General features: G+C 73.1%; 9 protein-coding genes and 1 pseudogene. 3 read left to right on the top strand and 7 right to left on the bottom strand.

From position 1 onward, the window contains the following. Nucleotides 1-10: 10 nt before the first annotated feature. Nucleotides 11-340: pseudogene (locus H0488_RS25385) on the top strand (hypothetical protein); the annotation flags it as partial. Nucleotides 341-942: 602 nt separating this feature from the next. Continuing rightward, nucleotides 943-2319, top strand: a complete 1377-nt coding sequence (locus tag H0488_RS25380; RefSeq protein ID WP_446685627.1) for a hypothetical protein — start codon at nt 943-945, stop codon at nt 2317-2319. On the opposite strand, the gene H0488_RS17705 is transcribed toward H0488_RS25380, so the two are convergent. The 4 genes from H0488_RS17705 to H0488_RS17690 form a co-directional block, all read right to left on the bottom strand. Then, the gene (locus tag H0488_RS17705; protein WP_183100567.1) at nt 2316-3098 is read right to left on the bottom strand and encodes a class I SAM-dependent methyltransferase; all 783 of its coding nucleotides are present in this window, start codon (nt 3096-3098) and stop codon (nt 2316-2318) included. The two genes, H0488_RS25380 and H0488_RS17705, sit on opposite strands and share 4 nt — an antisense overlap. Then, complete coding sequence (locus H0488_RS17700) at nt 3095-4093, bottom strand: phosphotransferase (protein WP_183100566.1); 999 nt, start codon at nt 4091-4093, stop codon at nt 3095-3097. The genes H0488_RS17705 and H0488_RS17700 overlap by 4 nt, the downstream gene beginning before the upstream one ends. Further along, nucleotides 4086-4487: a nuclear transport factor 2-like protein gene (locus tag H0488_RS17695; RefSeq protein ID WP_183100565.1), complete on the bottom strand. Its 402-nt coding sequence runs from the start codon at nt 4485-4487 to the stop codon at nt 4086-4088. Before H0488_RS17695 ends, H0488_RS17700 begins: the two co-directional genes overlap by 8 nt. Nucleotides 4488-5046: 559 nt before the next feature. Next, complete coding sequence (locus H0488_RS17690; RefSeq protein ID WP_312856408.1) at nt 5047-6339, bottom strand: HNH endonuclease signature motif containing protein; 1293 nt, start codon at nt 6337-6339, stop codon at nt 5047-5049. A 693-nt stretch (nt 6340-7032) separates the two neighbouring features. Here H0488_RS17690 and H0488_RS17685 point away from each other — a divergent pair. Next, on the top strand, nt 7033-7614 hold the full coding sequence (locus tag H0488_RS17685; protein ID WP_183100564.1) for a hypothetical protein: 582 nt from the start codon (nt 7033-7035) through the stop codon (nt 7612-7614). Between the two features lie 3 nt (nt 7615-7617). Here the strand turns inward: H0488_RS17685 and H0488_RS17680 are convergent, their stop codons facing one another. From H0488_RS17680 to H0488_RS17670, 3 genes are all read right to left on the bottom strand, one after another. Further along, on the bottom strand, nt 7618-9075 hold the full coding sequence (locus tag H0488_RS17680) for an aldehyde dehydrogenase (RefSeq protein WP_183100563.1): 1458 nt from the start codon (nt 9073-9075) through the stop codon (nt 7618-7620). Between the two features lie 97 nt (nt 9076-9172). Then, nucleotides 9173-10330 (bottom strand): Rv3169 family protein, encoded by a 1158-nt coding sequence (locus H0488_RS17675; protein ID WP_183100562.1) that lies wholly within the window; start codon nt 10328-10330, stop codon nt 9173-9175. Beyond that, nucleotides 10327-11218 (bottom strand): phosphotransferase family protein (locus tag H0488_RS17670; protein ID WP_183100561.1); only part of this gene is annotated, 892 nt, incomplete at its 5' end. The genes H0488_RS17675 and H0488_RS17670, both read right to left, overlap by 4 nt.

Raw genomic sequence — 11218 nt, 5'->3', positions numbered from 1 at the left:
CGAGGCCGGCATCGGCAAGACGACCCTGCTCGACGCCTGGACCCGCGCGCGGCGCGCGGGCGGCGACCTGGTCCTGTCGGGGACCTGCCGCCCGCTCGACCGGACGGCGCCTCTCGACGTGGTGCTGACCGCCGTCGCCGACCACCTGCGCGGGTCGCCGGACGTCGCTGCCCTGCTCGGGCCGGAGGCGGGCACCCTCGCCCCCCTTCTCGGGCTGTCGGCCGGAGCCGCCGGGGAGCAGCGCGGCGTGGACCCCGCGCTCGGGCCCGCCACCCTGTTCGCCGCGGTCACCGCCGTGCTCGCGCGGATCGCCGGTCCGAGCGGTGCGATCCTCGTCATCGACGACGCCCACCTGGCCGGTCAGGCGTTCGCCGACTGGCTCGCCTACGTGCTCCGGCGGCCGATCCCGATCCTCGTGGCGGTGGGCGTCCGCCCCGCGGAGGGGCCTGACCTCCCCGCCACCGACGAGATCGGACTGGGTCCGCTCGACCGGGCCCAGGTGGCCGAGCTGGTCGGCCCCGACCGGGCCGACGACCTCTACGACCGGTCGGGCGGCCACCCGCTCTTCCTCTCCGAGCTGGCAGCGGTGCCGGCCGGCGAGCTTCCGCCGTCGCTGGTCGCCGCGGTGTCGAGCCGGTGCGACCAGCTGGGGACCGCGGGCGACCTGGTCCGCGCCGCCGCGGTCATCGGCGACCTCGACGTGGAGCTGTTGGCGGCGGTCCTGAACCGGCGGGCGCTGCACGTGCTGGCCGACGTCGAGCTCGCCGAGCAGCAGGGCCTCCTCGTCGAGGACGCCGGGCGACACCGGTTCCGCCACGAGCTGGCCCGCGAGGCGCTGGTCACCGGGACCACGCCGGGCCGCAGGGCGCTCCTGCACCGCGAGGCCGGGCGGGTGCTGGCCGGCCGGCCNGCAGGGCGCCCCTGCACCGCGAGGCCGGGCGGGTGCTGGCCGGCCGGCCCGACGCCGACCCCGCCGTGGTCGCCGACCACGCCCGGCTCGGTGGCGACCGGGCGCTGGCGGCGACCTGGCTCCGGGTCGCGGCGGCCCGCGCTGCCGAGCGCTTCGACCACGCCACCGCGGAGGACCTCCTCGACGAGTCCCTGGCGATGGTCCCCGACCACGACACCCTCGTCGCCCGCGCGCAGGTCCGGATCCGGCGCGGGCGCTACCGCGGCGCCGAGGACGACGTGATCGCCGCGACCCAGGCAGGCGACCTGCGCTGGGAGGTCGGCGCGTGGGCGGCGTACTTCGACCGTCGGTTCGACGACGCCATCAGGTACGCCGAGGACGGCGCGCTCGCCGCCGCCGACGAGACCACGACGACCCGCTGCCTGGTCGCCTCCGGTCGGGTGCTGCACGCGCGGGGCGACCTCGACAGCGCCCGCGACCGGCTCTCCCAGGCGATGGGGTCGGCCACCGGCGAGGAGCGGCTCGAGGCGGCGGCCTGGCTCGGCGTGCTGCACGCGCACCGCAGCCGGCCGGACCGGGCGATCGAGCTGCTGCGCCCGGTCACCCGGCCCGGCGTCGGCGCCGACCACACCGCGGCCATGCTGCACGCGACCCTCTTCACCGGCCACGCGCTCGCGGTCGCCGGCCGGGCGTCCGAGGCGCTGACGTGCTTCGCCGACTACACCGCGGAGGTGGCGCGCCGCGACGTGCCGCGGTTCGCCGGCCGCGGCGTCAACTTCGGCGGCTGGGTGCTGCGCAGCCTCGGCGCCACGAGCGCCGGGATCGACGCCCACCAGGAGGCGCTGGCCGTCGCCGAGGACGTCGGGTTTCCCGAGATGCTCGTCGCCGCGCTCGAGGACCTGGCCGAGGAGCGGATCCGGGCGGAGGACCCGGACGCGGCCGCCGTACTCCTCGACCGGGCGCGGCCTGCACTGGCCGGCGACCTGGTGTTCGGCTGGCGACTGGCGATGAAGCTGGACCTCCTCGACGCCCAGGTGCAGCTGCTGCGGGGCGCGCCCGAGGAGGCGTTGCGGACGGCGGAACGGCTCCGGGATGCCGCGGCCGCCAGCGGAGTGCCGCGCTACGAGACTTGCGCCCGGCTCGTCGCCCACCGCGCGCGGGCCGCGCTCGGCGAGGCTCCGGACGCCGAGGGGTCCTGGCAGGACCTGGCCGATCTCGAGCGTGCAGTCGGGATCGAGGCGTGGTGGTGGGCCGGCCGCACCGGTGCCGACCTCGGTGACCCGCGCTGGACCGAACGGTCCGAGGCCCTGGCTGCCGACCTCGCCCGGCGCAGTGGCGACCACGCCGACACGCTGCGCGCCGAGGCCGACCGGAGGCTCACGGAGTGGCGGGCCGTCGGCGCGCGTTAGCGGCGGGCGCCCAGCACCACCATCCGTACGACGAGCGGCGGCATCCCCGCCACGGCTTCCTCGGCCTCGCGGCGGGCCAGGTCCAGCTCGGCGGGCGGCAGGGTGGCGGCGTACGGCGCGGTGTGGGCCATGCCGAGCCGCCAGGAGACCAGGTCGCGGGGCTCGCGCAGCCCGGTGTCTACCTCGATGGTGGTCGCCTCGGCCGAGCTGAAGCCGGCTGCCTCGGCGTAGGCGACGAGCTCGGCGGGGCCGGGCTCGCCGTCGCCGCCTCCGGCCTTGAAGGTGACGTACCAGTCCGGCGGCACGAACCCGTGGCTGACCATCACCGCCTCCACTGCGTCCTTGGCCGGGTGGGTCCACCCGGGTGCGAACACCGACGCGAGGAGCGCTCCGGCGACGCGACGGAGCTCGACGAGGACGGGCGTCGGGTCCTCGAAGTGGTTGATCGAGAACGCGGCAGCGGCCAGGTCGAACGAGCCGTCCCGGAACGGCAGCCGGGTCAGGTCGCCGACCGCGGCCGGCGACCGCGAGCCCGCCAGCATCCCGTGGGCCAGGTCGACGGCGACCACCGAGCGCGCGCCTCGGCGGCGCAGGGCGTCGCCGGCGACGCCGGTGCCGGCGCCCGCGTCCAGCGCCGTCGCGTCCGCGAGGTCCACCGGCGCGAGGCCGGCCATCGCGTCCGCGAGCCGCGCGTACATGCGCGCCGGCCCGACCCGCCACGCGTCGGATGCGGCGTCGTACGACGCGCCGATGTCGGAACCCAAGTCGGGGCCGGTCATGCCGGTTCGAGCAGCGGTGCCGCGCGCACCACCTGCTCCTCCCACCAGGCCAGCTCGTCGTCATACCCCCCGAGCGCCTTCTCCCAGCCGAACTGCACCATCGCCCCCACCAGGCACAACCCGAGCTGCCGGTCCCACCACGGCTCGGTCGCGACGCCGTGGCGCTCGAGCGCCGCGCGGTAGGTCGCGATCGCCTGCTCCTTGGACGTGGGCAGGCGGCGGCAGTTGATCGCGAGGTACCACGCCAGGTCGCTCGCGGCCGCGCCGACGCCGGGCAGCTCCCAGTCGAGGAGAACGGTGCGGCCGAGGTCGTCGGTGCCGAGGTTATCGAGCTTCCAGTTGCCGTGCACGAACGTGGCCGGGGTGGTGTCGAGCGCGTCGACCAGCGGTCCCGGCTCGTGCACCAGGGGTACGACGACGCCGGCCAGCGTCGGCGCCACCTCCTCGAGCAGCGGCCACCCCTGCGCCACCAGCCGCGGCACCAGGTGGTCCGAGCCGAGCGCCGCCTCCGCAGCCGCCATCCGCGGCGACAGCTCGAGGTAGCGGTCCGCGGGCGCAACGACGGCGATCCGCCGTCCCCAGAAGGCTGCGTGCAGAGCAGCCATGTGGTCGAGGAACCGCTCGTGCTGGGCGAGGGGCACGGGGTCGTCGGTCGGCGGCACCAGCCACGCCCCGACGTCGCGCATCAGGATCGCCGACAGGGTGGGCCGCTGCGCGTCCTGCGCCACCGCGACGATCGGCTGGTTGAAGCAGTCGGGCAGCTCGTCGAGGACCCCCGCGCGCCACAGCGCGACCGTCGCGCTGCCCGGGATCTGCGCGACGCGCAGGGTCCAGTCGGCGTCGTGGTCGAGATGCTTGAGGACGAACGACTCGCTGTCGATCGTCACCCGCTCCAGCTGCGCGCCGGACTTCCCGGGCCCGTCGAGCGGCCGCCGGTCGACCGCACCAGCCACCAGCGCCTCGACCGAGTCGAGCACCGTCCGGACCTCAAGCATCCGCGGCCTCCATCTCGGCCAGCAGCGACGCCGGCCACCGTCCCCCGCAGAGCACCATGTCGGCGACGATCCGGTCGTCCACCACGTCGAGCAGGTGGAGGTGGTGCGCCGCGTGCGGCACGCCGTCCTCGGTCCAGGTCAGGTCGTACTCCACCACCTCGCCGGTCGAGATCGGCTCGCGCCGCAGCCGCTCGATCCGCCCCGGGTCGGCGAACCAGGTGCGATAGGTCTCGCGGATCGCGTCGGCGCCGGTGCGGCGGAACCGCCAGTTGGGCACGGTCGCATCAAGACTGACGCCGGCCGCCCAGGCATCGCAGCTGTCGATCGTGGCGGTGCAGACGGCTTCCAGGAAGCGGTCGACGGCGGTGGGCTGCTGCGGGCTGGGCTTCGACATGGCGGGCTCCTCGGGCTGGTCCATCGTGACAGCCGGGAGCCTGCTCCGACAGCCTTGCAGCCAGGTTGCACCGCGGCCGAGAGCGCCGGAGGCGACTGGGTGACGAGGTGACGTGGGCGTGCCCGCCGCGCTCGCACCCACGGGTGTGAGCGTGTCTCACCCGAAGGCAAGACTCGACGGGCACGCATCTCTCCAGTACCCGTCGGCCCGAGAACGACGCACTTCGAGCGGCAATTGCGGACGCTTGGGGTCTGCTGTCCGCCGCGGCGAGAACTTGGCACTGCTGCAGCCTGAATCGTCGGGACACACAGCGGCGGCGGGTTTACGATTTCTACAGCCATTGAGGGGGAAGACTGAGATGACCTGGGCTTGGATAGTGCTGGGAATCGTCGTACTCGTCGGCTTCTTGGCCTGGGTGGACTACCGGCAGCGGCGATACCGCGGGGTCCTCACCATTAGTCAGGTTAGGGACGGCGAGGACCGCCGTTTTCGGTGACGGCAAGGCGCGTCTCCCTGACCTCCGCTCCGCGATCCGGGGCGCTGCGGTTGGTGCCGCTGCCTAGGGGCGTCGGTGGAAGCGGAGGTCGCCGTTGGCAAGGCGGTCGGCTTCGTACCTCCGGTCGTGGGCGCGGTGGTGGTGGTGGTTGCAGAGGAGTACGCCGTCGTTGAGGTCGGTGCGGCCACCTTGGGTCCAGGGTTTGAGGTGGTGGGCTTCGCACCAGGTGGCGGGGACGGTGCAGCCTTCGGCGCGGCATTGCTGGTCGCGGAGGCGTAGGGCTTTGCGTTGGCCGGGTGAGTAGAGGCGGCGGGTGCGGCCGAGGTCGAGGATCTCGCCTTTGCCGCCGAGGACGACGGGGATGATCTTGGCGGTGCAGGCCAGGCGGCGGATCGCGGTGGCCGACATGTTGTCGCCTGCGGTGAGGTGGCCGTCGATGAGCCCGCCGGTGGCGAGGTTGGTGCGCAGGGAGTCGAGGTCGATGGTGACCATCAGGGTGGTCGCGTCGCCGCCGTGGTCGGGGAGCTTGGCGGGGTCGAGGTGCTCGAGCAAGGCGCCGAAGGCTTGGCCGAGGCGGCGGTGATAGGGGATCCGGTCTTCCTCACCGAGGGTCGCGTCGTCGTGTTTGCGGGGGCTGGTGAAGGCTTCGAGGTAGGTCAGGAGGCGGGTGCGGTCGAGCTCGGGGTGCACGATCGTGGTGCGCGCCAGTCCGTCGCCGATCAGGCGGGAGCGCAGGCTGGTCTTCTCCCTGGCGCGTTCCTCCTCGGCCTCGAGGAGCTTGGCTTGGTGGGCTTCGGCGATGTCGGGGGCGACGACGTGGAGGATGTGACGGCCGAGGCGGCGTAGCTCGGTGGGGCTGAAGTCGGCGCAGTAGGCCACCAGCTGGGTCTCGGCCTTGGCGAGCAGGGTGGGGTCGAGGTCGTCGGGCAGGGCCTCGAGCGCGGTCACGATCACCCGGGCCTGCGGAAGCGCAACGCACCCGTCGGCCATGCCGGCCGCGACCCGGGTCCAGCGCCGGTCGAGGGCCTCAGCCAACCGGGCGTCCGCGCGGGCGGTAGTGGGGTCGGCGTGGGTGAGGTGGGCGGCCCAGGACCCGACGTCGCGGGCACCGGCCGCGTCGGCGACGTCGCCGGCGGTCGCGAGGACGCGTAGCCGGAGCTCCTCGATAGCCGCGGCCGCCCGGCCCAGCTCCACCAAAGCAGCGGTCTTGTCGGCCGGGGTCATGTACACCGGTTGCACGTCGCGCACGTCGGTCAACGAGCTCCGGGCGTCCGTGACCGCACCCAGGATCGGGTGGGGTTGGGGGTGGAGTTGGGCGACCACGGTGTTCCTTTCCGAGATGCTTCTATCGTACACCTGTTCGATTCGGAATGGAACATTCGTTGGTGGTTCTCACAGGTGGGTTGCCTTGGTTTCGAGGCTCGCTTCGCTCGCACCTCAACCAGCGGCAAGGCTCGCTTCGCTCGCACCTCAACCAGCGGCAGGGCTCGCTTCGCTCGCACCTCAACCAGCGGCAGGGCTCGCTTCGCTCGCACCTCAACCAGCGGCGAGCGGCGGTAGCGAGCGGGGTCTCGTGACGGTCGCTGCGCGACCTCCTCGACCACCGGGGACCGGGGGTCTCGTGACGGTCGCTGCGCGACCTCCTCGACCACCAGTGGGCAACGGCGGCGAGCCGGCGTACTTCCTCAACCACCCGAACACCTCCCCCGCTACCGCGACCACAGCGAGCACCTCAGGCCTCCGGCGACCGGGGCAGGGCCCGGGGGACCGCGCCGTGACCAACGACGGCGCGCCACCACGTCGTCCGTCTTTCCCACCGCAACCGACGACGGCGCGGAGGTTGCGGGCAGGGGTCTCGTGACGGTCGCTGCGCGACCTCCTCGACCACCGGCGGGCAGGGGTCTCGTGACGGTCGCTGCGCGACCTCCTCGACCAACGGTGAGGCGGCGCTGCGCGACCTCCTCGACCACCGGCGGGCAGGGGGACGTCGACAGCATCAGTTTCGGCGATCCGGGCCCACACTCGGCAGGGGGCGTGCGAGGCTCGGGCATGGCCAGAATCCGCCTTGCCCTGCTCACCGCGACACTCGCCACCGTCCTCGCCGTCCTTGTTGCGCCGAGTGCGGCCGCGGAGGACCTGGTGGTCCCGGACGGTCGCGCCGACTACTGGCACGACACCCGCAGCTCCGGCGATGACCCCTACCCGGGCAACCCGGACTGGGGCAACCCGGACATCCGGCGCACTGCCTACCGGCACTGGCACGACCGGGTCAGCGTGCGCATCAAGATGGCGCGGCTCGAGCGAGGGGACGGCGGCTACTGGCAGGTCGACATCAGGATGCGGACCGACGAGGGCCTGCGGCGCAAGGCGACGTGGTTCAAGCCCTTCGACAGCCCGCCCTCTGTCGAGTGGTCCGGCCCGGGATCGTGCGCGATCGACGGGCGCATCGACTTCGCGGACGAGGTCTTCATCGTCGACGTGCCGCGGCGGTGCCTGAGCAACCCCGACCGGGTCGCGTTCAAGTCGGCGACCCGGTGGTGGCCGACCAGCGACGACTACCCCTACCTCGACGTCTCCGGCAGGTCGGGCTACCGGCTCGGACCCTGGTCGGCTCCGATCGCTCGCGGCTGACCCCTACATCGGCGGCGACGCCAGGTAGACCGACTTGAGCTCGGTGTACTGCGCGAGCCCCTCCGGACCGAACTCCCGGCCGACCCCCGAGGCCTTGTAGCCGCCGAACGGCGCGGCGAAGTCCATCGTGTAGGTGTTGATGCCGATGGTGCCCGTGCGCACCTGGCGGGCTACGTCGGCGCCCGCCTCGTGGTCGCTCGTCCACACCGTCCCGGCCAGGCCGTACTCCGAGTCGTTCGCGATCCGCACCGCGTCGGAGACATCGTCGTACGGGATCACCGACAGGACCGGCCCGAAGATCTCCTCCTGGGCGATCCGCATCCGGTTGTCGACACCGGCGAAGACGGTGGGCCGGACGTACCAGCCGCGGGTCAGGCCGTCGGGCATGCCCGGGCCGCCGGTCAGCAGCTGCGCGCCCTCCTCCTGGCCGAGCGCGATGTACTTCTCGACGCGCTCCTGCTGGCGCTTCGCGACCATCGGACCGATCTCGGTGGCCGGGTCCATCGGGTCGCCGACCTTCATGCCGGCGATCGCCTCGGCCAGCGACGCGGCGAACGCGTCGTGGCGGTCGCGGCTGACGAGCACCCGGGTCTGCGCGACACAGGCCTGGCCGGAGTTCATGACCCCCATGAACTTCAGGCCCTCGAGGGTCGTCGTGAGGTCGGCGTCGTCGAGCACGATCGCCGCGGACTTGCCGCCGAGCTCGAGCGAGCAGCGCTTGAGCTGCTCGCCGCAGATCGCGCCGATCCGGCGCCCGGCGGCGGTGGACCCGGTGAACGCGACCTTGTCGACGCCGGGGTGGGACACCAGGTGCTCCCCCACCTCGCGGCCGCCGGCCACGATGCTGACGACACCCTCCGGGACGCCGGCCTCCTGCAGCATCTCGGCGAGCAGGTAGCAGTCCAACGGGCTCTCCGGCGCCGGCTTCACGACGACCGTGCAGCCGGCCAGCAGTGCCGGGATCAGCTTCGAGAGCACGGTGAACTGCGGGACGTTCCACGGCGGGATCGCGGCCACCACGCCGAGCGGCTCGTGCCGGACCATCACGTCCGCCCCTAGCGCACCCGGCCGGGTCGACTCCCACGGGAACTCGCGGGCGATCGCGAGGAACGCCTCGATCTGCATCCACGGCGCCGGCGACTGGGCGAGGTTGCTGAACGAGATCGGCGAGCCCATCTCGAGGCTGATCACCTCGGCCATCTCGCCGAGCTTGGCGGCGTACAACCCGGACAGGTTCTGTCCGACGTCGATCCGCTCCTGGGGGCTCAGGCGCGGCCACGGACCCTCGTCGAAGGCCTTCCGGGCCGCCGCCACCGCCGCGTCGATGTCCGCCGCGCTGCCCTCCGGCACCCGCGCGATCACCTCCTCGGAGTGCGGCGAGACGACCTCCAGCACGGCGTCGGTGGCCGGCTTGGTCCAGACGCCGCCGATGAAGAGTGAGTCGCGGTCGAGGTTGGTCATGGGGTCATCTCCTGGTTGGGGGTGCGCGCCGCGTGGCCCGCGGCTCCGCTCACTTCGTTCGCTACGCTCCGCCGCGGGCCACGCGGCAGCGCGCTTGCTAGGGGGCCAGGTCGAACCAGTCCTGGAACCCCGAGGGGTCGTGGCGGCCGAGCGCGCCGTGCTCGAAGAGCCCCCAGCCCTCCGCGCCGTCGGCCCCGGATCCGTGGGCGATCGCGTGCCCGACGTGGTCGATCACGCCGAACATGACCCGGCCGGCGACGGCCGGGTCGTTGAGGTCGTAGGTGAGCCGCTCGGTGAACCCCGCGCCCTTCCAGGCGCCGTGGGTCCAGTCGGAGTCGCCGCCGTAGCCGCCGCCGACGTGGATGGGCACCGGGAGCTTCGAGGTCACCTCGAGCACCAGGTCCTTGCCGTCGGGGGTCTGGCAGACGATGGTCGCTCCGGTGGGCACCCGGGTGCCCGACGCGTAGCGGATCTCCACCCGCGGCCAGCCGAGCTGCTCGACCCGGCCGTCCTTCCAGACCCGCGTGCAGTCGTTGAGGGTGCGGAAGCCGTCGGGCGTCTCCTGGATGATGATCACGACGCAGAAGTCGTCGAACCGCATCGGCACGTAGAGCCACCACATGCCCTCGAACGCCGGGTCCGCGGGCTTGCCGGCCGGCGCCGCCTCGCCGACCGGACGGATGCCCCACGACCGGTCCCGGGAGCCGACCCACCGGTCGGGCGTGACGGCGATGTCCTCGCCGTCGACCGCGATCGTGCCCTCCCAGGTGCCGACCTGCGCGAAGCGCTGGGCGTCGAGGATGGTGTTCGAGCCCTGCCGCATGACGTGCGGCAGCTCCTGGACGACATCGAAGGACCCCTCCCACGTCAGGTCGAGGGCGATCCCCTCGGTCTCCTCGAGCACCACCCGCAGCCTGCGCAGCGGCTCGACGACCTCGATCCGGTAGTTGCCGACCCGTTGCTCCATCCGGTCGGCACCGCGGGGGTCGGCGGCGTCGCCGAGGTGGACGGCCGTCTGCTCGTCGCCGCGGCGCAGGAGCACGAACGCGTCCTTGGTGCCGAGGTTCGGGTAGAAGCCGAGGCCCGTGATGAGGAACAGGTCGCCGGTGCGGTCGTGCGCGTTGAGGTAGCAGCGGTCGTAGAAGTTGCGGTCGCTGCTGCCCGCCCAGGCGAGGGGGCGGGGCAGCTGGTGGATCGGGTACTCGTCGAGCGGGCCGAGCCCGACGTACTCGCCGTGGAGGCCGTGCGGGTTCATGCGCCGACCTCCTCGAGGAGCCGCTCGAACAGCGGCCGGTGGTGCATGACGGACTCGGGGTCCTCGGGACGCTCGATCTCGCCGAAGTGGATCTGCCGGGCGCTGGTGCGCAGGAACACGATGCCCCACATGACGGCCGCCAGCACCTGGAACCAGGCGAGGTCGCCGACCTCCACGCCGGTGAGCTCCTGGTACGTCGCCACCACGTCGTCGGCGGTCAGGAAGTCCGGCATCCCGGGCAGCTCGAGCATGCTCGAGATCTCCTGGAACACGGCGTGGGCGAACACCAGCCAGGCCAGGTCCAGCTCACGCGGACCGAGCGTCGCCATCTCCCAGTCGAGCACCGCGACGGGGGCGAAGTCCTGGTACATGACGTTGCCGATGCGGGAGTCGCCCCACACCAGCACCGGATCGCCCTCCGGGGGCAGGTTCGCCTCGAGCCAGGCCAGTCCGCGCTCGATCAGCGGCGAGCGCGGCCCGCCGCCGTCGGCGGACAGCGCGTACTCGTACCAGGCGCGAGTCTTGGCGAGGTTGCGCGCCACCAGCGTCGGTCCCTCGTGCCCGGTGACCGCCGGGTCGAGGAACGCGAACCGCTCGCCGGCGTCCGGGATGCCGTGCAGCTTCGCGAGCACCTCGATCGTGTTGCGCTGGAGCGCGGCCTGCTGCTCGGGCGCGGCGTCGAAGAGCCAGTTGTCCCCGAAGGTGTACGGCATCACGTCGGGCGGCACCGCCCCGTCGAGCCGGTCCATCAGGAAGAACGGCGTCCCGAGCACGTCGCCGCTCGGCTCGATCAGACCCACGGGCGGGACCGGGATGCCGGCGAGCTCGCCGGCGAGCCGCATGGCGTCGTACTGGTCCTGGAGGCGATAGCTCGGGAACACGGGCAGG

It is taken from the genome of Nocardioides pelophilus, assembly GCF_014180685.1.
GTDB classification, from domain to species: domain Bacteria; phylum Actinomycetota; class Actinomycetes; order Propionibacteriales; family Nocardioidaceae; genus Nocardioides; species Nocardioides pelophilus.
The sequence above is the reverse complement of the archived record's forward strand: the minus strand, read 5'-3'. Positions and strand labels throughout refer to the sequence as shown.

What these genes read in the sequence shown, in the direction of transcription:
- H0488_RS17705 (WP_183100567.1), bottom strand. Translation starts at nt 3,098, where the DNA reads ATGACCGGCCCCGACTTGGGTTCCGACATCGGCGCGTCGTACGACGCC.
- H0488_RS17700 (WP_183100566.1), bottom strand. Translation starts at nt 4,093, where the DNA reads ATGCTTGAGGTCCGGACGGTGCTCGACTCGGTCGAGGCGCTGGTGGCT.
- H0488_RS17695 (WP_183100565.1), bottom strand. Translation starts at nt 4,487, where the DNA reads ATGTCGAAGCCCAGCCCGCAGCAGCCCACCGCCGTCGACCGCTTCCTG.
- H0488_RS17685 (WP_183100564.1), top strand. Translation starts at nt 7,033, where the DNA reads ATGGCCAGAATCCGCCTTGCCCTGCTCACCGCGACACTCGCCACCGTC.
- H0488_RS17680 (WP_183100563.1), bottom strand. Translation starts at nt 9,075, where the DNA reads ATGACCAACCTCGACCGCGACTCACTCTTCATCGGCGGCGTCTGGACC.
- H0488_RS17675 (WP_183100562.1), bottom strand. Translation starts at nt 10,330, where the DNA reads ATGAACCCGCACGGCCTCCACGGCGAGTACGTCGGGCTCGGCCCGCTC.